The 22,568-nt window shown below is 58.7% G+C and carries 18 protein-coding genes and 1 tRNA gene; 1 reads left to right on the top strand and 18 read right to left on the bottom strand.

The window, feature by feature from the left end; all coding sequences use genetic code 11:
* Nucleotides 1-39: 39 nt before the first annotated feature.
* The 13 genes from pnp to ftsH form a co-directional block, all read right to left on the bottom strand.
* Nucleotides 40-2,154 carry a polyribonucleotide nucleotidyltransferase gene (pnp, locus tag QQF73_RS03055; protein WP_228743449.1) on the bottom strand — a complete coding sequence of 705 codons (2,115 nt, stop codon included), beginning with the start codon at nucleotides 2,152-2,154 and terminating at the stop codon, nucleotides 40-42.
* A gap of 361 nt (nucleotides 2,155-2,515) precedes the next feature.
* Nucleotides 2,516-2,785: a 30S ribosomal protein S15 gene (rpsO, locus tag QQF73_RS03050; RefSeq protein ID WP_219475037.1), complete on the bottom strand. Its 270-nt coding sequence runs from the start codon at nucleotides 2,783-2,785 to the stop codon at nucleotides 2,516-2,518.
* Nucleotides 2,786-2,863: 78 nt separating this feature from the next.
* Nucleotides 2,864-3,793 (bottom strand): tRNA pseudouridine(55) synthase TruB, encoded by a 930-nt coding sequence (truB, locus tag QQF73_RS03045; RefSeq protein WP_219866891.1) that lies wholly within the window; start codon nucleotides 3,791-3,793, stop codon nucleotides 2,864-2,866.
* Nucleotides 3,790-4,215 (bottom strand): 30S ribosome-binding factor RbfA, encoded by a 426-nt coding sequence (gene rbfA, locus QQF73_RS03040; RefSeq protein ID WP_219866892.1) that lies wholly within the window; start codon nucleotides 4,213-4,215, stop codon nucleotides 3,790-3,792. Before rbfA ends, truB begins: the two co-directional genes overlap by 4 nt.
* A complete protein-coding gene (gene infB, locus QQF73_RS03035) occupies nucleotides 4,215-6,767 on the bottom strand; it encodes a translation initiation factor IF-2 (RefSeq protein WP_219866893.1) in 2,553 nt (850 codons plus the stop codon). The genes rbfA and infB overlap by 1 nt, the downstream gene beginning before the upstream one ends.
* Before the next feature lie 18 nt (nucleotides 6,768-6,785).
* Nucleotides 6,786-8,279 (bottom strand): transcription termination factor NusA, encoded by a 1,494-nt coding sequence (gene nusA / locus QQF73_RS03030; RefSeq protein ID WP_285367187.1) that lies wholly within the window; start codon nucleotides 8,277-8,279, stop codon nucleotides 6,786-6,788.
* Between the two features lie 57 nt (nucleotides 8,280-8,336).
* Nucleotides 8,337-8,798, bottom strand: coding sequence for a ribosome maturation factor RimP (gene rimP / locus QQF73_RS03025; RefSeq protein WP_219866895.1), 462 nt, complete (start codon nucleotides 8,796-8,798; stop codon nucleotides 8,337-8,339).
* A 320-nt stretch (nucleotides 8,799-9,118) separates the two neighbouring features.
* A tRNA-Leu gene (locus QQF73_RS03020) sits at nucleotides 9,119-9,203 on the bottom strand.
* Between the two features lie 7 nt (nucleotides 9,204-9,210).
* Nucleotides 9,211-9,591, bottom strand: a complete 381-nt coding sequence (gene secG, locus QQF73_RS03015; RefSeq protein ID WP_219866896.1) for a preprotein translocase subunit SecG — start codon at nucleotides 9,589-9,591, stop codon at nucleotides 9,211-9,213.
* 18 nt (nucleotides 9,592-9,609) lie between these two features.
* A complete protein-coding gene (gene tpiA, locus QQF73_RS03010) occupies nucleotides 9,610-10,374 on the bottom strand; it encodes a triose-phosphate isomerase (RefSeq protein WP_219866897.1) in 765 nt (254 codons plus the stop codon).
* Nucleotides 10,375-10,449: 75 nt separating this feature from the next.
* Entirely contained in the window at nucleotides 10,450-11,793 is a 1,344-nt protein-coding gene (gene glmM, locus QQF73_RS03005) for a phosphoglucosamine mutase (RefSeq protein WP_219866898.1), read from the bottom strand.
* Nucleotides 11,793-12,623: a dihydropteroate synthase gene (gene folP / locus QQF73_RS03000; protein WP_285367186.1), complete on the bottom strand. Its 831-nt coding sequence runs from the start codon at nucleotides 12,621-12,623 to the stop codon at nucleotides 11,793-11,795. The genes glmM and folP overlap by 1 nt, the downstream gene beginning before the upstream one ends.
* A gap of 87 nt (nucleotides 12,624-12,710) precedes the next feature.
* Nucleotides 12,711-14,654 carry an ATP-dependent zinc metalloprotease FtsH gene (gene ftsH, locus QQF73_RS02995; RefSeq protein ID WP_219866900.1) on the bottom strand — a complete coding sequence of 648 codons (1,944 nt, stop codon included), beginning with the start codon at nucleotides 14,652-14,654 and terminating at the stop codon, nucleotides 12,711-12,713.
* A gap of 388 nt (nucleotides 14,655-15,042) precedes the next feature.
* Between ftsH and yhbY the strand changes: the two genes are divergently transcribed.
* Entirely contained in the window at nucleotides 15,043-15,354 is a 312-nt protein-coding gene (gene yhbY, locus QQF73_RS02990; protein WP_219866901.1) for a ribosome assembly RNA-binding protein YhbY, read from the top strand.
* A 77-nt stretch (nucleotides 15,355-15,431) separates the two neighbouring features.
* Here yhbY and greA read toward each other — a convergent pair whose 3' ends face one another.
* The 5 genes from greA to dnaJ all read right to left on the bottom strand — a co-directional run bounded on the left by greA (nucleotide 15,432) and on the right by dnaJ (nucleotide 22,536).
* On the bottom strand, nucleotides 15,432-15,911 hold the full coding sequence (gene greA / locus QQF73_RS02985) for a transcription elongation factor GreA (protein ID WP_219866902.1): 480 nt from the start codon (nucleotides 15,909-15,911) through the stop codon (nucleotides 15,432-15,434).
* Nucleotides 15,912-15,915: 4 nt separating this feature from the next.
* Complete coding sequence (carB, locus tag QQF73_RS02980; protein WP_285367185.1) at nucleotides 15,916-19,134, bottom strand: carbamoyl-phosphate synthase large subunit; 3,219 nt, start codon at nucleotides 19,132-19,134, stop codon at nucleotides 15,916-15,918.
* 90 nt (nucleotides 19,135-19,224) lie between these two features.
* Complete coding sequence (gene carA / locus QQF73_RS02975) at nucleotides 19,225-20,355, bottom strand: glutamine-hydrolyzing carbamoyl-phosphate synthase small subunit (RefSeq protein WP_285367184.1); 1,131 nt, start codon at nucleotides 20,353-20,355, stop codon at nucleotides 19,225-19,227.
* 226 nt (nucleotides 20,356-20,581) lie between these two features.
* Entirely contained in the window at nucleotides 20,582-21,382 is an 801-nt protein-coding gene (dapB, locus tag QQF73_RS02970; protein WP_219866905.1) for a 4-hydroxy-tetrahydrodipicolinate reductase, read from the bottom strand.
* A 26-nt stretch (nucleotides 21,383-21,408) separates the two neighbouring features.
* Complete coding sequence (gene dnaJ, locus QQF73_RS02965) at nucleotides 21,409-22,536, bottom strand: molecular chaperone DnaJ (protein ID WP_219866906.1); 1,128 nt, start codon at nucleotides 22,534-22,536, stop codon at nucleotides 21,409-21,411.
* Nucleotides 22,537-22,568 lie beyond the last annotated feature (32 nt).

Genomic DNA, 22,568 nt, shown 5'->3' with positions numbered 1-22,568 from the left:
GGAGAGGCGGGTTTCCATAGACCGTCTAGCGGTTAGCTATCAGGCGGAGAAGTCGGTCGGCTGCTCGCCTTCCTGAACTTCCTTCATGGACAGCTTAACGCGGCCACGGTTATCCACATCCAGTACCTTGACCAGAACTTCCTGACCTTCGCTCAGCTCGTCAGTCACGTTCTCGATACGGCGCTCGGAAATCTGGGAGATGTGCACCAGACCGTCCTTGCCGGGCAGGATATTGACGAAGGCGCCAAAGTCGACAATACGCTCGACACGCCCCTTGTAGATTGCGCCCACTTCGATTTCCGCGGTGATTTCCTTAACCCGGTTGACCGCAGCCTGGGCCGCTTCCTGGTTGTCCGCGTAAATCTTCACGTTGCCATCGTCGTCCAGATCAATAGACGCTCCGGTCTCGTCACAGATCGAGCGAATGGTGGCACCGCCCTTACCAATGACGTCGCGGATCTTGTCCGGGTTGATCTTGATGGTGGTGATGCTCGGCGCGCGCGCAGACAGCTCGGGACGCGACTCCGCAATAACCTTGTTCATCTCGCCGAGGATGTGCAGACGTGCTTCGTGAGCCTGCTCCAGGGCCAGCTCCATGATCTCGTCGGTGATGCCGTTGATCTTGATGTCCATCTGCAGGGCAGTGACACCGTCTTTGGTACCGGCAACCTTGAAGTCCATGTCACCCAGGTGATCCTCGTCACCCAGAATGTCGGTCAGGACCGCGAACTTGTCGCCTTCCTTGACCAGACCCATGGCGATACCGGCGACCGGGGCCTTGAGCGGAACACCCGCGTCCATCAGGGCCAGGCTGGAGCCACATACGGAGGCCATGGAGCTGGAACCGTTGGACTCGGTGATCTCGGAAACCGCACGGATGGTGTACGGGAACTCTTCAATAGTCGGCATGACCGCGGCAACACCACGCTTGGCCAGACGGCCGTGACCGATCTCACGACGACCCGGGCTGCCCATACGGCCTGCTTCGCCTACGGAGTACGGAGGGAAGTTGTAGTGGAACAGGAACGGATCCTTGCGCTCACCTTCGAGGGCATCAATGATCTGCATGTCGCGGGCGGTACCCAGCGTCGCAGTCACGATGGCCTGGGTTTCACCACGGGTAAACAGTGCAGAACCGTGAGTGCTTGGCAGAACGCCCACTTCGATCTCAATCGGACGAACGGTCTTGTTATCACGGCCGTCGATGCGCGGCTTGCCATCGATAACCTGCTGGCGAACCACGGTCTTCTCAATCTTGCCAAAGTACTTCTTGACCACTTCCGAGGTCGGCTGACCTTCCTCTTCGCCGGCAAACTTCTCGACCGCAGCCGTCTTGATCTCACCCAGACGGGCATAGCGCTCCATCTTGTCACGGATACTGTAGGCTTCTTCGATGGACGAGGTGAACTCGCCCTTGATGGCGTTCAGAAGCTCGGTATTCTCGATCTCTGGCTGCCATTCCCAGCGCGGCTTGCCGATTTCAGCGGCAAATTCCTTGATGGCGCTGACCGCAACCTGCATTTCCTGGTGCGCGAACAGTACGCCGCCCAGCATCTGGTCTTCGGTCAGGCCCTTGGCTTCGGATTCAACCATCAGCACCGCGTCTTCGGTACCGGCAACCACCATGTCCAGCAAGGAGGTTTCCAGCTCTTCAAAGGTCGGGTTCAGGAAGTAACCACGCTCATTGGTGAAGGCCACCCGGGAGGCGCCGATGGGGCCATCAAACGGAATACCGGAGATGGACAGGGCGGCAGACGCGGCCAGCATGGCGGCAATGTCCGGATCCTGGGTCTTGTTGGCCGACATCACGGTCAGCACAACCTGAACTTCGTTCATGTAGCCATTCGGAAACAACGGACGAATCGGACGGTCGATCAGGCGGGAGGTCAGGGTTTCCTTCTCGGAAGGACGACCTTCCCGCTTGAAGAAGCCACCCGGGATCTTGCCGACGGCGTAGGTTTTTTCGGTGTAGTTAACGGTCAGCGGGAAAAAGCCCTGACCCGGCTTCGGCTCCTTGGCACCAACTACCGTACCCAGTACGGATACGTCATCGATGGTCACGAGAACGGCCCCGGTAGCCTGACGGGCGATGCGACCGGTTTCCAGAGTGACGGTCTTGCCGCCAAGCTCAAATGTCTTTTTGACAGGTTTCAGATCCACAAAAAACTCCTGATAACTCTATTCCAGATTGATTCAATCGACACACCCATGCGTGCGATCGTTGGCCGCCAGTGTTGGTCATGTGATCCGAAAGGCAACCCGTCTGAAAGCTAACAGGCTGTTGCAAAACCCCGGTAAGACGGTGGACGACCAAGAGGAAGTCCGCCCGGGCTTTTCAACAACCTGCTATCGATTTCGGCTTTCCATTACGACAGGGAATCCTTCGACATCACCGACACTTCCACTGCGGTATTGCTGGTGAGAAAAGCACAACCGGCAGAACCCGAAACGGTTCCACCGGTTGCCGGCGTGCTCCGGCCATGCCGGAAGCAGCCTTCAGGTCGAAAAGACCGGATTAGCGACGCAGGCCCAGACGCTGGATCAGTTCCAGGTAACGGTCGGCGTTCTTGCGCTTCAGGTAGTCCAGCAGCTTACGACGCTGGTTTACCATCCGGATCAGACCACGGCGGGAATGATGATCCTGCTTGTTGGTCTTGAAGTGATCCTGCAGCTTGTTGATGTTGGCGCTCAGCAGTGCAACCTGAACTTCAGGAGAACCGGTATCGCCATCACCTTGCTGAAAATCCTTAACGATCTGTGACTTCTCACTGGCAGAAAGTGCCATATTTCACCTCATTGTTTGCGATGCTCTCGAATACGGCCGAACCGCGCATCTCTACAGCCCGGCTAACCAGCGACACGTCTAGCGTTGATCGCTGTTCTTCACCAATCGGCGCGGGACCAGTTTGACCCCCTCGCCTTCGGTGATTGCTTCCGCCAACCCCACGAAGCCCTCGTTGCCATAGACGCGCACGAAACCTTGTTGGGATTGACCGGTTATTCTAACCGGTTGTCCGTTCAATATCGATACCAGCGATGGCCCCGCCAGCTTCACTTCCGGGAACATCGACAAGGCCGCGTCCGGAGCAACCAGAAGTCCATCCAGGCTCTCGCCGCGCTCTCGCATGGCCTCAAGTTCCGGAACCTTATGGGCACTGTCCAGGGTAAAGCCGGACGCCATGGTCCGGCGCAATGCCGTGACATGGGCACCACAACCCAGGACAGCCCCGATATCCTCCACCAGTGAGCGAATATACGTACCCTTGGTGCAGCTGACGGCAATGTCGAGTTCGTTGTCCCGAACCGCCAGCAGGGTCAGCTCATAAATCGTCACCGGCCGGGCAGGACGCTCAACCTCAATGCCCTCACGGGCGTATTCATAGAGAGGACGCCCCTTGTGCTTGAGGGCGGAGTACATGGAAGGAACCTGCTGGATGTTGCCGCGAAAACCGTCCAAGACGGATTCCAGGTGATCGGCCGACAGATCCACCTCCACCGGCTTCTCCTCCACAACCGCCCCTTCGCTGTCGCCGGTTTCGGTCCGGACGCCCAGGCGGGCGGTTGCGATGTAGGCCTTGTCGCTGTCCAGCATCATCTGGGAGAACTTGGTGGCCTCTCCGAAACACAGCGGCAGCACACCGGTTGCCAGCGGATCGAGCGCGCCGGTATGGCCGGCCTTGGCGGCCCCATACAGGCGCTTGACCTGCTGCAGAATGCCGTTGGAGGTCACCCCCTGAGGCTTGTCGATCACCAGAATGCCGTTAACCTCACGACCCTTGCGTCTGCGGCTCAAGCGTTCTGCTCCGGATCATCCTGGCGGTCGTCCTCATCGCGGTCGACCGCCGGCTTATCGCCAACGGCCTTCCGAATGAGGCTGTCCATCTTACGGCTGTAGCCCTGCAGGGTGTCGAAGTGGAAGCGAAGCTGGGGCACAACCCGCAGTTTCATGGCCCGACCGACCTGCCCTCGCAGAAACCCTGACGCCTTGGCCAGTACCTTGAGGGAGTCCTGCACCTCGGCCGAGTCCTCGGTCAGTTCCTCGGTGGACAACAGCGACACGTAGACATCGGCGTAACCGAGGTCACGACTCACTTTCACGGCGTTGACCGACACCAGACCGACCCGCGGATCCTTAACCTCCCGCTGGATCAGCTGGGCCAGTTCACGCTGCATCTGGTCGCCGATGCGATCAATACGACTGAACTCTCTTGGCATCAGGCCCCCGTGGATTCGAGCTTGCGCTCAACCCGAACGCGGTCGAAGACTTCGATCTGGTCACCAACCTTCACGTCGTAGCCCTTAACACCGATACCACATTCCATGCCATTGCGGACCTCGGGCACGTCGTCCTTGAAACGACGCAGGGATTCCAGTTCGCCTTCAAAGATCACCACGTTATCCCGCAGGACGCGGATCGGCTTGTTACGGTAAACAGTACCTTCGGTCACCATGCAACCCGCAACCTGGCCAAACTTCGGCGAACGGAACACGTCGCGCACATCGGCAATACCGACGATGTCCTCGCGGAACTCCGGTGCCAGCATGCCGGTCAGAGCCGCTTTCACGTCATCGATCAGGTTATAGATGATGCTGTAGTAGCGCAGATCCAGGCCTTCCTGCTCGACCAGGCGCTTGGACGCCGCATCGGCACGTACGTTGAAACCGAAGATAACCGCGTTGGTCGCCATCGCCAGGCTGATGTCGGTCTCGGCAATACCGCCTACGCCCGAAGACACGATCTTGACCTGAACTTCGTCGTTGCCCAGATCTTGCAGCGCCTTGGTAATGGCTTCGAGAGAACCTCGCACGTCTGTCTTGAGCACTACATTGAGGGTTTTGACCTCGTCCTTGCCCATATTCTCGAACAGGTTCTCAAGCTTGGCCGCCTGTTGACGCTGGAGACGCTGCTCGCGCTCACGGGTCTGACGGAATTCGGCCAGTTCCTTCGCCTTCTTCTCGTCGGCTACGGCGAAGAACTCGTCACCGGCATCCGGGGTACCGTTGAGACCCAGGATCTCTACCGGAATGGAGGGTCCTGCTTCCTTGGTTTGCTTGCCGGCTTCATCGGTCATCGCCCGGACCTTACCGAAGTAAGAACCGGCTACGACCATGTCGCCCTGACGCAAGGTACCGTTCTGGACGAGAACGGTAGCTACAGAACCACGGCCGCGCTCGAGACTGGACTCGACCACAACACCCTTGGCCGGGGCATCCGGAGAGGCTTCCAGCTCAAGAATTTCCGACTGCAGCAAGACCGCTTCCAGCAGTGCCTCGATACCATCACCCGTGTGTGCGGAAACGGGGACGAACTGAACATCGCCGCCCCAGTCTTCCGGAACAACTTCCAGGGCCGCCAGCTCACTCTTGATCCGATCCGGATCAGCGCCTTCCTTGTCCATCTTGTTGATGGCTACGACAATCGGGACGCCTGCAGAGCGCGCATGCTGTACGGCTTCTTTGGTCTGCGGCATGACGCCGTCATCCGCTGCAACAACCAGGATAACGATGTCGGTGCACTGGGCGCCGCGAGCACGCATGGCGGTGAACGCCGCGTGACCCGGGGTATCCAGGAAAGACACCATGCCGTGGTCGGTTTCGACGTGGTAAGCACCGATGTGCTGGGTAATGCCACCGGACTCGCCCGAGGCAACCTTGGTACGGCGGATGTAATCCAGCAATGACGTCTTACCGTGGTCAACGTGACCCATAACACTCACAACCGGGGCACGCTTGGTCTTCTCGCCACCTTCAAAGGAGAACTCGCTCAGCACTTCCTCTTCGAACGCGTCTTCGCTGACGGTCTTCGCCTTGTGACCCAACTCTTCGGTCACCAGAACAGCGGTTTCCTGATCAAGTGCCTGGTTGATGGTGGTCATCACGCCCATGCCCATCAGGGTTTTGATCACGTCTGCGGCCTTGACCGCCATACGCTGGGCAAGGTCACCTACGGTGATCGTTTCGGGAATCTCTACTTCTCTGACCATTGGTTTGGTCGGCCTCTCGAAGCCATGACGCTTCTCTTTGGGTTTCTTTTTCGCACGCAGCGGTTTCCGCAGGGTGGTATCTTCTTCGTCCTCGGAAATCACCAGAGGCTCGTCCACCGGTCGGCTGCGCGGACCACGATGGCCCGCCGATTTCTTCTTCGGCTTGCCTTCTTCAATCTCATCGCCGCGCTCTCGAGCTTTTTCCTTTTTCTTCTTCGGCTTTCTGTCTTTCCCTTCGCCTTCAGGCGGCGGAATCGGCATATCTTCCGGCGCAGGAATCGGCTCGGGTTCGGCCGCCTTCTTGGGCTTCTCCTCGGCAACCGGCTCGGACGCTTCCGGAGCAGGCTCATCACTCGGTTTCGCAGCAGCTTCAGCCTCGGCCTTCGGTGCCGGCTCTGCGGCCGCGCTCGGCGTTTCCGCCACCGGTGCGGGCTCCTGCTTACGCTCCTCTTCTACCACTTCCGGCTGCGGCGCTTCGGCCTCCGGTTGCAGTTCGGCGCGCTTGATATAGGTACGGCGCTTACGAACTTCCACGTTGACGGTCTTGGCCTTGCCGGCCTTGAGCGTGGTTGTGGTTTTGCGCTTCAAGGTGATCTTGCGGGGTTCTGAATCCGCCTCACCGTGGTTTTTTCTCAAATAGGCCAGCAACTGCTGCTTCTCATCGCTGGACACAGAATCATTTTCAGAACGGGCTTTCAGGCCCGCTTCCACGATCTGCTTCAGCAAACGATCCACGGGAGCGCCTACGTCATCGGCCAGTTGTTTTACCGTTACTTCAGCCATACTGGTCCTCCTCCCGAATTAAGCCTGGTCTTCAAACCAGGGGGCACGTGCAGTCATGATCAGCTGACCGGCACGCTCTTCATCCATACCTTCAATCTCGAGCAGATCACCTACCGACTGCTCCGCGAGATCTTCCATAGTGCGCACGCCCATACCAGCCAGCTTGAACGCCAGGCTGCGGTCCATGCCTTCCATCGCCAGAAGATCTTCTGCCGGTTCGGCACCCTCGAGTGCTTCCTCGCTTGCCAAGGCCTGGTTCAGCAGAACGTCCTTGGCGCGGCGACGGAGCTCAGTGACGGTGTCTTCGTCAAAGCCTTCGATCGCCAGCATCTCTTCCATCGGCACATAGGCCACTTCTTCGATGGATGTAAAACCTTCATCAATCAGGATACCGGCGAATTCATCGTCCACATCCAGATTGCTCGTAAAGTGATCCACCAGACGATTGTACTCCTGTTCCTGACGTTCACCGGCCTCTTCTTCGGTCATCACGTTCAGGGTCCAGCCCGTCAACTCTGTGGCCAACCGGACGTTCTGTCCGTTACGACCGATCGCCTGCGCCAGGTTATCTTCCCCGACCGCGACCTCCATGGTATGACGGTCTTCGTCCATAACAATGGAAGCAACTTCCGCCGGCGCCATGGCGTTGATCACCAACTGAGCGGGGTTATCATCCCAAAGCACGATATCAACACGCTCACCGCCCAGCTCGTTGGACACCGCCTGCACACGCGAACCGCGCATACCGACGCAGGCGCCCACCGGATCGATCCGGCGGTCATTGGTTTTTACTGCAATCTTGGCGCGGGAGCCCGGATCACGGGCGGCACCGCGAATCTCGATCAGATCCTCGGCGATCTCCGGCACTTCGATGCGGAACAGCTCGATCAGCATCTGCGGGGCGGTCCGGCTCAGAATCAACTGAGGGCCGCGATGATCGGTGCGAATCTCCAACAGGAGTGAGCGAACCCGATCCCCCATCCGGAAGGTTTCCCGGGGAATGAGATTTTCCCGGGGCAACAGCGCCTCGGCGTTTGCGCCCAGATCGACAATCACGTTGTCGCGGGTAACCTTCTTGACGGTGCCGGAGACCAGCTCACCGACACGATCCCGGTAACTGTCGACAATCTTGGTGCGCTCCGCTTCCCGAACCTTCTGGAAAATGATCTGCTTGGCCGCCTGAGCACCAATCCGGCCAAAGGCCACGGATTCGGTTTTCTCCTCGTAGATATCCCCAGGCTTCAGATTGCCGTCGATCTCTTCTGCTTCCTGCAAGGTCAGCTCGGTTCCCAGGGCCGGGACCGCATCGTTGTCCACGACCAGCCAGCGACGGAACGTTTCATATTCACCGGTGCGACGATCAATGGAAACCCGGATATCGGCCTCTTCGTCCTCGTACCGTTTTTTGGCAGCGGTGGCGAGCGCAAGCTCGATCGCCTCAAAAATCACATCCTTCTCGACTCCCTTCTCGTTCGAGACGGATTCAACCACCAGCAAGATCTCTTTACTCATTCGATTGCCCTGCCCTCAAGATAAACTGTGCGTCCACTGACATTTGTTCAGATGTGTTCATTCAAACACCGGGATGATGTTGGCCCGCTCGATGCTGTCGAACGGCAACAGATATTCGTGGTCATCAACCACCACAATCACATCATCACCCTCAATGCCTTTGATCAGACCCTGGAACTTGCGACGGCCTTCAAACGCCATCCGCAACCGGATCTGGACCTGATGGCCTGCAAAGGCTTCATACTGTTCCAGACGAAACAGCGGCCGATCCATTCCGGGCGAGGAAACCTCCAACGTATATTCCGACTGGATGGGATCTTCCACGTCCATCACACCGCTGATCTGGCGACTGACTTTTTCGCAGTCTTCAACCGAAATGCCATTCTCGGCATCATCGATAAACACCCGCAGCTTCGAATGGTGCCCCTGCGAGCGATATTCAATCCCCCAGAACTCATAGCCCAGGCCTTCGACCACCGGCCGAAGGATGTCTTCCAGTTGCTTAAGCTTGGCTGACAAGTTATGCCGTCTCCGTTCTCAAATTTACCGGCCCCAAAAACAAAAAAAGGGCTGTTGATCAGCCCTTTTTATGCACCAGGACCTGATGCGCCAGGCCCCTTAATCAAAAAGCCCCTGAAAATGGGGCCCTTTGTTGCAAGAACTCACAGGAAGCAAACCGGTGAACCGCTTCCTGCTGACAGACACCTGGCCTGCCAGAAACCTGCGCGCTTACGCCCGCTGGCTCCAATATCCGCCGGAGTATAGAGACGCCGGAGGAACTGGTCAAGGACTGACCAAAAAAAACGGCCTGGAGATTCCAAGCCGTTTTTCTTCTAATATGGTGCCCGGGGCCGGACTCGAACCGGCACGGCTTTCGCCACTACCCCCTCAAGATAGCGTGTCTACCAGTTCCACCACCCGGGCAACACTCTTACTCGAGCTCAGGGAGATCAGACTCCCCGTTCTCGGCTCCGCTGTCCGGCGCTGCATCACCTTCCGCAGCCTGCTCAGCCGGTGCCGCTTCCTTGGATTCCTCAACAACCGGAATACCAGCTTCACCCGCCACTTCGGCACGCTGCTTGGCGAAGACCGCCAGCGAAAAACTTGTCACAAAAAAGACGATTGCAAGAATCGTGGTCAGGCGGGTCAGAAAGCTTCCGCTACCCTGACTGCCGAATACCGTCTGGGACGCACCGCCACCAAAAGCGGCGCCGGCATCTGCGCCCTTGCCCTGCTGGATCAGAACAAGACCCACCAGTGCCACCGCGATCACCACGTGCACAACGACTACCAGTGTTTCCATCCAATCCATATCGACTCTCGCGAACCTTTAACTTTTGGTACCTGCCGGAACAGACCGGCAAATACTCACAAAATCTTCTGCTACCAGAGACGCCCCGCCGATCAAACCGCCGTCAATATCCGGCTCGGCAAAAAGCGCCGCTGCATTATCCGCTTTTACACTGCCGCCGTAAAGCAGGGAAATGCTTTCGGCTGGCGCCCCGATCTCTGAAAGCACCCCGCGGATTGAAGCGTGCATTGCCTGGGCATCTTCTGCAGTGGCGGTCTTACCCGTACCGATCGCCCAGACCGGCTCGTACGCCACAACAATTCTGTCCCATTGGTCGGCTGCCACATTGGCCAACCCTTCCTTGACCTGCCTGGCTACGACAGCTTCTGCCTGGCCGGCCTCACGTTCGTCGAGGGTTTCACCGACACAAACCACTGCCGTAAGACCACAGGACGTCAATCGCTCAACTTTGGCGGCCACCACTTCGTCGCTTTCGCCAAACAACTGGCGCCGCTCCGAATGACCAACCAGGGCGTAGCGACACCCCTGATCCTTCGCCATGTCCGCAGATATCTCTCCGGTGTAGGCTCCCGACTGCCACTGGCCGACGTTCTGGATCCCGACAGCCAAATCACCGCCGGACTGCTTTGCGACATCATTGACATAAATCGCGGGAGGGATAATAACAACCTCCACGCCATTATCAAGAGAACCGACCTCTGACTGGACATGGCCAACAAGCTTCTTGGCAAGGTCTTTCGACCCATTCATTTTCCAGTTTCCGGCTACAATCTTGCGACGCATAACAGTTCCCAAATTCGAGGGAGGGCGAACTATACAGCAGTCCCTCCCGACAGACAACCGCCTGAAAATACAAAATTATGCGGTAGAACTCTTCACCACCGCAGCCAGCTCCTGGGCTATACGGTCAATCTCCGCAGCATCCTGCCCCTCGGTCATCACACGGATGAGCGGCTCAGTGCCGGAGGCCCGCAGCAGCACCCGACCGGCCTCGCCAAGTTTGGATTCAGCCTTTCTGACAGCGGCGGCAATGTCGTCCCGTGCAAGGGGATCGAAACGCTTCGCAACCCTGACATTCACCATCGTCTGGGGCAGCTTGCTCATTCCCTGGCGCAACTCGGCCAGCGTCTTTCCGGATTTGCTGATCGCGAGCAAGACCTGGAGCGCCGAGACAATGCCATCACCCGTGCTGGTGCAGTCCCGGATCACCATGTGCCCCGACCCCTCACCTCCGAGCATCCAGTTGTTGGCCACCAGCCGCTCCATCACGTACCGGTCACCGACCTTGGCCCGTTCGAATTCAATACCCTGCTCCCGCAAGGCAAGCTCGACACCCAGGTTGGTCATCAGCGTACCGACCACACCACCCTTGAGACGGCCCTCCGCAAAACGCTGGGACGCAATGACATACAACAACTCGTCACCGTCCACTTCAGAGCCATCCCGGTCGACCATCAATACCCGATCGCCGTCCCCATCAAAGGCAATGCCGAGATCCGCCCCTTGCTCAACCACCGCCCGCTTGAGTCCGTCGAGGTAGGTGGACCCGACATTGAGGTTGATGTTGAGGCCATCCGGCTCGCCACCGATCACCGACACTGTTGCCCCCAGCTCACGGAACACCTTCGGTGCCACGTGATAAGTTGCGCCATGAGCACAATCGAGGACGATCTTCATGTCGTCGAGGGCGAACTCGTTGGGCACCGTACTCTTGCAGAATTCCACATACCGGCCCGGGGCGTCATCCACGCGGGAGGCCTTACCCAGCTCTTCGGAAGCGCACACTTCCAGGGGCTTATCGAGCCAACGCTCAATTTCTTCTTCCAGAGCATCGTCGAGCTTGGTCCCGGCGGGCGAGAAAAACTTGATGCCATTGTCATGGTGCGGATTGTGGGAGGCACTGATCACAATGCCCGCGGACGCCCGGAACGTCCGGGTCAGGTAGGCAATGGCGGGGGTTGGCATTGGCCCGAGCAGCTTGACGTCGACGCCTGCAGCCGCGAGGCCCGCCTCCAGTGCTGATTCAAACATGTAACCCGAGATGCGGGTGTCCTTGCCGATCAACACGCTATTGCGCTGACCATCACGCTTGAAAGCCTGGCCGGCGGCCCAGCCCAGGCGCAGCATGAATTCCGGTGTAATAGGTGATTCGCCGACCCGGCCCCGAATCCCGTCGGTGCCGAAATACTTTCTATCGGACATTAACGCCCCTCCTTCATGGCCGCCACTACCTTGACGGCATCCACTGTTTCGCGGACATCATGCACCCGGACGATGCTGGCCCCTTTCATGGCTGATATTGTCGCGGCGGCGAGGCTTGCGGGCAACCGTTCATTTACATCCCGCCCAGTAATTGCACCCAGCATGGACTTTCGGGACATACCCACGAGCAGAGGGTGACCCAGCACGTGCAACTGCTCCAGTGCGGCGAGCAGCCGGAAATTGTGCTCTACCGTTTTCCCGAACCCGAACCCCGGGTCCAGGATGATGTTTTCGGGCCGCACGCCTGCCAGTTCCGCCACCCGCATTCGCTCCGTCAGAAAGGAACTGACGTCCCGACAGACATTCCGGTACTCCGGACGATCCTGCATGGTGTCCGGCTCACCCTGAATATGCATGATGCAGACAGGAACATTGGCCTTTGCCGCAGCCTCAGGGGCCCCCTCACGCTGCAGCGCCCGGACATCATTGATGAGCCCGGCACCCAGGCGCGCGGTCTCGGCCATCACTTCCGGCGCGCTGGTATCCACCGACACCACCACGTCCAGCTCCCCGACAATCGCCTCGATTACCGGGCAGACCCGATCAAGCTCTTCCTGGACCGAGACTGGCGTGGCGCCAGGCCTGGTGGATTCGCCACCAACGTCAATAAATGCTGCGCCATCTGCGACCATTTGCCGGGCTCTCGCCATCGCCGCCTCCGGGCGATTGAATTGACCACCATCGGAAAAAGAGTCAGGCGTGACATTCAGGATGCCCATTACATGACAACGGGACATATCCAACGCCCGCCCGGCAAAATTCATTTCCATAGCAAACCTTTTTTTCTGAAGAACAAAAACAAACGCCGCCCGGATTCCGGGCGGCGCAGAGGTATCACCTACAGGTCGCTGGTGGTGTCAGTGCTCGCCGGCAGGCCGACCGACACCGGGCTGACGACCGTCATCGGAGCCCTTGGACTCGGGCGCCGGTTCGGGCTCATCAACCTTGGCACCACCGGTCGGACCACTGTCGCCCCAACCTTTTGGTGGGCGTGGAACCCGGCCTTCCATGATGTCGTCGATCTGGAAGCGGTCGATGGTTTCGTACTTCATCAACGCATCCGCCATCAGATCGAGCTTGTCGCGATTGTCGATCAACAGCTGACGCGCCTTCTCGTAGCATTCATCAATGATGTTGCGAACTTCTTCATCAATGCGCTGCGCGGTTTCCGGAGAATAGACCGTCTGCGCCTGACCGGCAGAACGCCCCAGGAACGGCTCTTCGCTGTCGGTGTCGTACTGCAGCGGACCCAGTTTTTCGGACAGTCCCCAGCGCGTCACCATATTGCGGGCCAGACTCGTGGCCCGCTCGATGTCGTTGGAGGCACCGGTGGTAACACCATCGAAACCGAGGGTCAGTTCTTCCGCGATACGTCCGCCAAACAGGCTGCAGATGGAACTGATCAGGAACCGCTTGCTGTGACTGTACTTGTCTTCCTCCGGAAGGAACATCGTGACACCCAGGGCACGGCCCCGGGGGATGATGCTGACCTTGTAGACCGGATCGTGTTCGGGCATCAGACGACCAACAATAGCGTGACCGGACTCGTGGTACGCCGTGTTCCGCTTTTCCTTCTCGCTCATCACCATGGACTTGCGTTCCGCGCCCATCATGATCTTGTCCTTGGCGAGTTCGAACTCCTCCATGGACACCAGTCGCTGGTTACGGCGGGCCGCAAACAGGGCCGCTTCGTTCACCAGGTTGGCGAGGTCCGCACCGGAGAATCCGGGGGTACCGCGGGCAATCAGGACCGGCTCAACGCCATCCGCCAGGGGCACTTTCTTCATGTGTACCTTGAGGATCTGTTCACGACCGATGATGTCCGGCAAACCAACCACAACCTGGCGGTCGAAACGTCCCGGACGCAGGAGCGCCGGATCGAGTACGTCAGGGCGGTTGGTGGCGGCGATGACGATGACACCCTCGTTGCCTTCAAAGCCGTCCATTTCAACCAGCAACTGGTTCAGGGTCTGCTCGCGCTCGTCGTGACCGCCACCCATGCCAGCGCCACGATGGCGACCGACCGCATCAATCTCATCAATGAAGATGATGCACGGGCTCTGTTTCTTGGCCTGCTCGAACATGTCACGTACCCGGGAGGCACCGACACCCACGAACATTTCGACGAAATCCGAGCCGGAAATGGAGAAGAACGGCACCTTCGCCTCGCCGGCGATCGCCTTGGCAAGCAGGGTCTTACCGGTACCCGGCTGACCGACCATCAAGACACCTTTGGGGATGCTGCCACCAAGACGCTGGAATTTGCTGGGATCCCGAAGGAAATCCACAAGCTCCTTCACGTCTTCCTTGGCTTCGTCCACACCAGCGACGTCGCCAAACGTCGTCTTGATCTGATCTTCACTCATCAGACGCGCTTTGCTCTTGCCGAACGACATCGGGCCTTTGCCGCCACCACCGCCTTGCATCTGTCGCATAAAGAACACGAACAACGCGATAATGATCAATATCGGGAACGCGGCCACCAGCAACTGCGTCCACAGGCTCTGGCTCTCGGGCTCCTTACCGATAACTTCAACGCTGTTGGCCAGCAGGTCATCCATCAGTTTGTTGTCGGAAACCTGCGGCCGGATGGTCTGGAACTGGGACCCGTCACCACGGGTACCCTGGATTTCCAGGCCATCGATCGTCACCTTGCTGACCTGGCCCTGCTGGACCATTTCAACGAATTGGGAGTAATTGACTTGCTGACCGCTGGGGGTGGGAGAGAAATTCTGAAACACCATCAGCAGTACGGCGGCTATTATTAGCCAGAGAACCAGATTTTTTGCCATATCGTTCAAGGATCATCACCTGTGAATTGAAGAGCTGTCCTCGCGGGAACCACCCTTTTCTGACACCTTACACCAATTGTACGCCCGTCCACCAGAAACGGCCTATCCGTATCGACCACAGACGGGCGACCCTCGGGGCGGCCCTGACAGCCCATGCAATCCTGAAAAATTGCGGCCATAACCCACATATTGGGCGCCAAATCTGAAATTACAACGCCCGGACGACTCATTTGACCCAGCCACCCCTGAAATGTTCCGGCAATCGGCCATTCCCCACCGTAAGTGTTAACGGCCATTTCTACCGGGAAGTGATCTGTTACAATCCGCGGATTATACGATGTTGCCAGCGCATGCACCGCTGACGTTTTGTTAATTGCACCCATAAAGAGATTACATCATGAGTCTTTCACCGGAACAGCGCCGGGAATACCGGGCTATCGCCCACAATCTGAAGCCAGTCATCATTGTTGGTGACAAAGGCCTGTCCGAAGGACTTCAGGAAGAACTGGAGCGCGCCCTGAACGACCACGAACTCATCAAGGTAAAGGTTGCCAGCCAGGATCGGGACGCCCGCCAGGAAGCGGTAAATGCCCTGTGTGAGGCATCCGGGGCAGAGCTGGTCCAGTCCATCGGCAAGATCGCCGTCATCCTGCGTCGAGCCAAGAAGCCCAACCCGAAACTGTCCAACCTGCTGCGCCACAAGAACTGAAACCGGGCGCCGATCAGGCATAAAAAAGCCGGCTGGGGGAATCCCGAGCCGGCTTTTTTTGTGGCCGCACTTCCGTGTCAGACGTACTCAACCTCTTCGATTTCGTATTCGACCGTGCCAGAGGGCACCCGAATGGCCACCACATCCCCTTCGTTTTTGCCTACGAGAGCACGCGCAATGGGTGAAGAGATGGAAATCTTGCCAGCCTTGATGTCGGCCTCATCCTCTCCCACGATCTGGTAGACCACCTGCTCGTCCGTATCCATGTTCAGAAGATGAACCGTAGTGCCGAAAATCACCTTGCCGTGGTTGTCCATGGTGGTGACGTCAATCACCTGGGCCGCGGACAACTTGCCTTCGATTTCCTGAATACGACCCTCAATAAAACTCTGCTGTTCACGGGCCGCATGGTATTCGGCATTTTCTTTAAGATCGCCATGCTCACGGGCATCGGAAATAGCTGCAATCACTCGCGGGCGATCTTCGGACTTCAGCTTTTGAAGCTCAGCGCGGAGGCTGCTCTCGCCTCCCTTAGTCATCGGTACTCTGTCAGCCATAGTCTCACTTTCCTGCGTGAAGATCCTGGAGGCGACGTACAGTGCGCTCCGGGCCGAATTTGATGGCCCGACAGAAGGCTTCGCCACCTGCCAGAGTCGTTGTGTAAGTCACCTTGGCCTGCAGGGCGGACTGGCGAATCTGCGCCGAATCCGAAATCGCCTTGCGACCTTCAGTGGTGTTGATAATCAGCTGAACCTGACCATTCTTGATGGCATCCACAATGTGCGGACGCCCCTCGCGGACCTTGTTCACCCGCTCCACCTCGATACCAGCCTCTTTCAGGGCCTTGGCGGTTCCGGTGGTGGCAATAAGCTTGAACCCGGCGTCCACCAGATCCCGCGCTACCTTGGCAGCACCCGCTTTATCCACATCCCGGACCGACATAAAGGCGGTACCCTTGACCGGCAGGCTTTCACCAACCGCCAGTGCGGCCTTGGCAAAGGCTTCGTCGAAGCTGTCGCCCAACCCCATGACCTCACCGGTCGATTTCATCTCCGGCCCGAGGATTGGATCCACCGCCGGGAACTTGTTGAACGGGAACACCGATTCCTTCACCGCGTAATAGGTCGGGATAATTTCCTTGGTGAACCCCTGATCGGCCAGTGACACACCTGCCATGGCACGTGCCGCAACCTTGGCCAGGGAGACCCCGATAGCCTTGGACACGAACGGTACCGTACGGGACGCACGCGGGTTAACCTCGATGACGTAGATCTCGTCATCCTGCCACGCCAGCTGCACGTTCATCAGGCCGACCACATCCAGCTCGATTGCCATCTTTTTCACGGCGTCGCGCATCTCATCCTGAACCTGCTGGGACAGGGTGTAGGGCGGCAACGAACAGGCGGAGTCACCGGAATGCACGCCGGCCTGCTCAATGTGCTGCATGATACCGCCAATCACCACGTCCTTGCCGTCACAGATGGCGTCAATGTCCACCTCGATGGCGGCATTCAGGAAGTGGTCGAGCAGGACCGGACTGTCATTGGATACCAGCACGGCGTTCCGCATGTACCGCACCAGCTCGTCTTCATCGTAGACGATCTCCATGGCGCGCCCACCCAGAACATAGGAGGGACGAACCACCAGGGGGTAGCCAATCTCCCGGGCCGCCAGAATGCCTTCCTCGTGACTGCGCACGGTGGCATTTTCAGGCTGCTTCAGCCCCAGACGGGTAATCATCTGCTGGAACCGCTCACGGTCTTCAGCCCGGTCGATGGCGTCCGGGCTGGTCCCGATGATGGGTACGCCGGCGGCTTCCAGGCCACGCGCCAGTTTCAGCGGAGTCTGACCGCCGTACTGGACAATCACGCCCTTGGGCTTCTCGACGTGGATGATTTCCAGCACATCCTCAAGGGTGATCGGCTCGAAATACAACCGGTCGGAGGTGTCATAGTCGGTGGACACAGTCTCCGGGTTGCAGTTGATCATGATGGTTTCGTAACCGTCTTCACGCATGGCCAATGCCGCGTGTACACAGCAGTAGTCGAACTCGATACCCTGGCCAATTCGGTTCGGACCACCTCCGATCACCACGATCTTCTCGCGATCGCTGGCGTCGGCCTCGCACTCTTCCTCATAGGTGGAGTACATGTAGGCGGTATCGGAGGCAAACTCTGCGGCGCAGGTGTCGACCCGCTTGTAGACCGGACGGATACCCAGATCGTGACGCAGTTTGCGCAGGCTCACTTCCGAGATGCCCAGCAGCTTGGCCAGACGCGCATCCGAGAAGCCCTTTCGCTTCAGGCGGAACAGCGTGGCCTGATCAATGTCGGCCTTGCCGGCGGATTTCAGGGCCTGCTCTTCCCGGATCAGATCTTCAATCTGCACCAGGTACCAGGGGTCCACGTGGGTATGCTGGAACACATCGTCGACGCTCATGCCAGCACGGAAGGCATCGCCGATGTACCAGACGCGCTCCGCCCCGGGCACGTTGAGCTCGCTGATCAGAGTTTCCTGGGAATCCTCGGAGCTAAGGTGCTCCAGCTTCTCATCAAACCCTTCGGAGCCGACTTCCAAGCCTCGCAGGGCCTTCTGGAGGGACTCCTGGAACGTGCGACCGATCGCCATCACCTCACCCACAGACTTCATCTGGGTGGTCAGTCGGGCGTCAGCCTGCGGGAATTTCTCAAAGGTAAACCGCGGAATCTTGGTGACTACGTAGTCGATGCTGGGCTCGAACGAGGCCGGAGTGACACCACCGGTGATCTCGTTGCGGAGTTCATCCAGGGTGTAACCCACCGCCAACTTGGCCGCGACCTTGGCAATCGGGAACCCCGTGGCCTTGGATGCCAGCGCGGACGAACGGGACACCCTCGGGTTCATCTCGATGACCACCATCCGGCCGGTCTCGGGATTGATGCCGAACTGTACATTGGAGCCGCCGGTTTCCACACCGATCTCACGCAGGACCGCCAGGGAGGCGTTCCGCATGATCTGGTATTCCTTGTCCGTCAGCGTCTGGGCCGGGGCCACGGTAATCGAGTCACCGGTGTGCACGCCCATGGCGTCGAAGTTCTCGATGGCGCAGACGATGATGCAGTTGTCCGCCTTGTCGCGGACCACTTCCATCTCGTATTCCTTCCAGCCGATCAGCGATTCGTCGATCAACAGTTCATTGGTCGGGGACAGGTCCAGGCCACGGGTACAGATCTCTTCGAATTCGTCCCGGTTGTAGGCAATCCCCCCACCGGAGCCACCCATGGTAAACGAGGGGCGGATAATGCATGGAAAACCGATATCGTCGGCGACTTTCCAGGCCTCTTCCATGGTATGGGCGATGGTGGCACGGGGGCACTCGAGACCGATCTTCTTCATGGCCTTGTCGAAGCGATCCCGGTCTTCCGCCTTGTCGATGGTGTCCGCATTGGCACCGATCATTTCAACGCCGTGCTCCTGCAGCACACCGTGCTTTTCCAGATCCAGGGCACAGTTCAGCGCGGTTTGCCCGCCCATGGTCGGCAGCAGGGCATCCGGCTTTTCCTTTTCAATGATCTTGGCGACGGTTTTCCAGGTGATCGGCTCAATGTAGGTGGCATCGGCCATCACCGGATCGGTCATGATAGTCGCCGGGTTGGAGTTGACCAGAATGACCCGGTAACCCTCCTCTCGCAGGGCCTTGCAGGCCTGGGCTCCGGAGTAGTCAAACTCGCACGCCTGCCCGATCACGATGGGGCCCGCGCCCAGGATCAGGATGCTTTGGATGTCAGTACGTTTTGGCATGTCGTGGTAAACCTGTCAGCAACGTTAAAATTCTTGCAGCGCAAAACGCGGCGCGTATCGCTTCCGGACGTCAGCCCGGAAGCACTGCCCTCAGGCAGACCGGGCTTTCATCAGCCGGATAAATTCGTCGAACAGTGGCGCCACGTCGTGGGGGCCCGGACTGGCTTCCGGGTGCCCCTGGAAGCTGAACGCCGGCTTGTCGGTGCGCCGGATACCCTGCAAGGTGCCATCGAACAGCGACTTGTGCGTCGCCTCCAACGTGCCTGGCAGGGAAGTCTCGTCCACTGCGAAGCCGTGGTTCTGGCTGGTAATCATCACCGTGCCGTCAGCGATGTTCTGCACCGGGTGATTGGCGCCGTGGTGACCGTGGCCCATCTTCATGGATTTTGCACCGCTGGCGAGGGCCAGCAGCTGATGCCCAAGACAGATACCGAAGACCGGGATCTCGGTTTCCAGCACTTCCCGGATCGCCTTGATCGCGTAATCACACGGTTCGGGATCGCCAGGACCGTTGGACAGGAACACACCATCCGGATTCATGGCCAGAACGTCCGCAGCCGGAGTCTGGGCCGGCACCACGGTGATGTCACAACCGCGGGAAGCCAGCATCCGCAGGATGTTGAACTTGACCCCGTAATCCCAGGCCACCACCTTGAACCGGGCCTCGCCGCGCTCGCCGTAGCCGTCGTTCAGGGTCCACTCGCTCTGGGTCCAGCTCCAGACCTTTTCCGAGGTCACTTCCTTCGCAAGATCCATGCCTTTCAGGCCAGGGAACGCCTTGGCCAACTCCAGGGCACGCTCAGCCGTGGCGTCGGCGCCGGCAACAACGGCTCCGTTCTGGGAGCCCTTGTCGCGCAGAATGCGCGTCAGGCGACGGGTGTCGATATCGGCAATACCAACAATGTTGTTGCTTCGCAGGTACTCGTCCAGCGTGCCCGTGCTGCGCCAGTTGCTGGCTATCAGCGGCAGATCGCGGATGATCAGGCCAGCAGCCTGGATGCGATCCGACTCGACATCCTCTTCGTTAACACCGGTATTACCGATGTGGGGATAAGTCAGGGTGACAATCTGGCGGGAGTAGGACGGATCGGTGAGAATTTCCTGGTAGCCGGTCATGGCGGTGTTGAACACCACCTCACCACTGGTTTCTCCGTCAGCGCCAATGGCGGTGCCGTAGAACAGGCTTCCGTCTGCGAGTGCAAGGATTGCAGGTGTGCTCAAGGCTTGTATCCTCATCGAGTGGCGTATCGGTTCGTCACGAACAGGAACGCAAGCGCAAATTCAGGTCGCAAAAAAGCGAGAGGGAGTCAAAACTCCGTCCCGCTTTTTGTTGTCCGGGAACCCTATTGGTTCCCTGGGCGTTTTCAAAGCTACGCTTGGTGCAGTTAAACCGCCTTATTGTAAAAAATAAGCGGCTTTCTGTCCATGTATAATCACCCGCGAAGCTCTATTTCAGCGACAATACGTCCTGCATGTCGTACAGCCCGGCCGGCTTGTCCTTGAGCCACAGGGCCGCGCGCATGGCGCCCTTGGCAAAGGTCATGCGACTGCTCGCCTTGTGGGTGACTTCAATCCGCTCACCCTCGGCGGCAAACAACACCGTATGATCGCCCACGACATCGCCGGCACGAATGGTTTCAAAACCGATTTCCTTACGAGTTCGCTCGCCAGTAAAGCCCTCGCGGCCATAGACCGCGCACTCTTTCAAATCGCGACCCAGCGCGTCGGCAACCACTTCACCCATGCGCAGCGCAGTGCCGGAGGGCGCGTCTTTCTTGTGGCGGTGATGGGCCTCAATGATCTCAACGTCGTAATCGTCGCCAAGAGCCTGGGCGGCGGTACGCAACAGATTGAGCACCACGTTGACCCCCACACTCATGTTGGGCGCAAACACCACCGGCGTGGACTCCGCCGCCAGGGCGAGCTGCTCTTTCTCGGCTTCGGACATTCCCGTGGTTCCGATTACCAGCATTTTGCCGTTGGCCTTGCAGAATTCCGCGTTCGCCAGGGTGAGGTCCGGAAAGGTGAAATCGATGAGTACGTCAAAATCATCTTTCACCGCATCCAGACCACCGGCCATCTTGATACCGGTTTTGCCGATGCCGGTCATTTCCCCGGCGTCGGCCCCGACCAGGCTGCTGCCCGGCTCGACGACGGCCGCGCCCAGCTCCAGACCTTCGGTACCGTCAACCGCCTCAATCAACACCTTGCCCATGCGCCCGGCGGCGCCGATGATTGCTACCCTCATATTCGCACTTCCCTTTAATCGGCCGCTCAGAATTTCATTTCATCGAAGAAGCTTTTCACACCCTCGAACCAGGAGGTCTTCTTCGGAGCATGCTCGGTACCGTTGCCGCCGTCCAGAGTTTGCTGGAATTCATCCAGCAGTTCCTTCTGGCGCTTGGTCAGGTTGACCGGCGTTTCAACAATCACACGGCACAGCAGGTCACCGGCCGGACCACCACGCACCGGGCTCACACCCTTGTTACGCAGGCGGAACAGCTTGCCGGTCTGGGTCTCGGGCGGGATTTTCAGCTTCACCCGGCCATCGAGGGTCGGCACTTCCAGCTCACCACCGAGGGCGGCATCAACAATACTGATGGGGACTTCGCAATACAGATTGCGGCCGTCCCGGGTGAAGAGGGAATGCTCACGCACGGCGATTTGTACGTACAGGTCGCCCGGCGGCCCGCCATCAACGCCCATTTCACCTTCGCCGGAGAGACGGATACGATCACCGGTATCCACGCCCGGCGGCACTTTCACCGACAGCGTCTTCTCTTCCTGAACCCGGCCCTGACCATGGCAGGCCTTACATGGATTCTTGATGATCTGACCAGAACCACGGCACGTCGGACACGCCTGCTGCACGGTGAAGAAACCCTGCTGCATCCGCACCTGACCCATACCCTTACAGGTACCACAGGTTTCCGGTGTCGAACCTTTCTCCGCACCGCTGCCATCACAGACTTCGCACTCCCGATGACCGGGAATCTTGATCTGAACGTTCTTGCCCTTCACCGCCTCTTCGAGATCCAGCTCCAGGGTGTAGCGCAAATCCGCACCACGGGTATTGCGGCCTCGTCCGCCACCGCCACCAAAGATGTCACCAAAGACATCGCCGAAGATGTCGGAGAAGCTGGCGCCGCCACCTCCGAAGCCACCACCGGCCTGACCATCAACGCCGGCGTGACCGAACTGGTCATAGGCGGCCCGCTTGGAGTCGTCCGCCAGAATCTCGTAGGCTTCGCTGGCCTCCTTAAACTTGTTCTCGGCGTCGGTGTCGTCCGGGTTACGGTCGGGGTGATACTTCATTGCAAGCTTGCGGTAGGCTCGCTTGACTTCCTTCTCGTCCGCATCCCGGGAAATCCCGAGAATGTCGTAATAATCGCGCTTGGCCATGCTTTAAAACCCTGTTTTTAAACGCGGAAAAC

Source organism: Marinobacter albus, assembly GCF_030238305.1.
GTDB classification, from domain to species: Bacteria; Pseudomonadota; Gammaproteobacteria; order Pseudomonadales; family Oleiphilaceae; genus Marinobacter; species Marinobacter albus.
The sequence above is the reverse complement of the archived record's forward strand: the minus strand, read 5'-3'. Positions and strand labels throughout refer to the sequence as shown.

Excerpts from the sequence above, each read along its gene's own strand:
- rpsO (WP_219475037.1), bottom strand. The coding sequence starts at position 2,785 with ATGGCACTTTCTGCCAGTGAGAAGTCACAGATCGTTAAGGATTTTCAG.
- rbfA (WP_219866892.1), bottom strand. The coding sequence starts at position 4,215 with ATGCCAAGAGAGTTCAGTCGTATTGATCGCATCGGCGACCAGATGCAG.
- infB (WP_219866893.1), bottom strand. The coding sequence starts at position 6,767 with ATGGCTGAAGTAACGGTAAAACAACTGGCCGATGACGTAGGCGCTCCC.
- nusA (WP_285367187.1), bottom strand. The coding sequence starts at position 8,279 with ATGAGTAAAGAGATCTTGCTGGTGGTTGAATCCGTCTCGAACGAGAAG.
- secG (WP_219866896.1), bottom strand. The coding sequence starts at position 9,591 with ATGGATTGGATGGAAACACTGGTAGTCGTTGTGCACGTGGTGATCGCG.
- tpiA (WP_219866897.1), bottom strand. The coding sequence starts at position 10,374 with ATGCGTCGCAAGATTGTAGCCGGAAACTGGAAAATGAATGGGTCGAAA.
- glmM (WP_219866898.1), bottom strand. The coding sequence starts at position 11,793 with ATGTCCGATAGAAAGTATTTCGGCACCGACGGGATTCGGGGCCGGGTC.
- folP (WP_285367186.1), bottom strand. The coding sequence starts at position 12,623 with ATGGAAATGAATTTTGCCGGGCGGGCGTTGGATATGTCCCGTTGTCAT.
- yhbY (WP_219866901.1), top strand. The coding sequence starts at position 15,043 with ATGAGTCTTTCACCGGAACAGCGCCGGGAATACCGGGCTATCGCCCAC.
- greA (WP_219866902.1), bottom strand. The coding sequence starts at position 15,911 with ATGGCTGACAGAGTACCGATGACTAAGGGAGGCGAGAGCAGCCTCCGC.
- carB (WP_285367185.1), bottom strand. The coding sequence starts at position 19,134 with ATGCCAAAACGTACTGACATCCAAAGCATCCTGATCCTGGGCGCGGGC.
- dapB (WP_219866905.1), bottom strand. The coding sequence starts at position 21,382 with ATGAGGGTAGCAATCATCGGCGCCGCCGGGCGCATGGGCAAGGTGTTG.
- dnaJ (WP_219866906.1), bottom strand. The coding sequence starts at position 22,536 with ATGGCCAAGCGCGATTATTACGACATTCTCGGGATTTCCCGGGATGCG.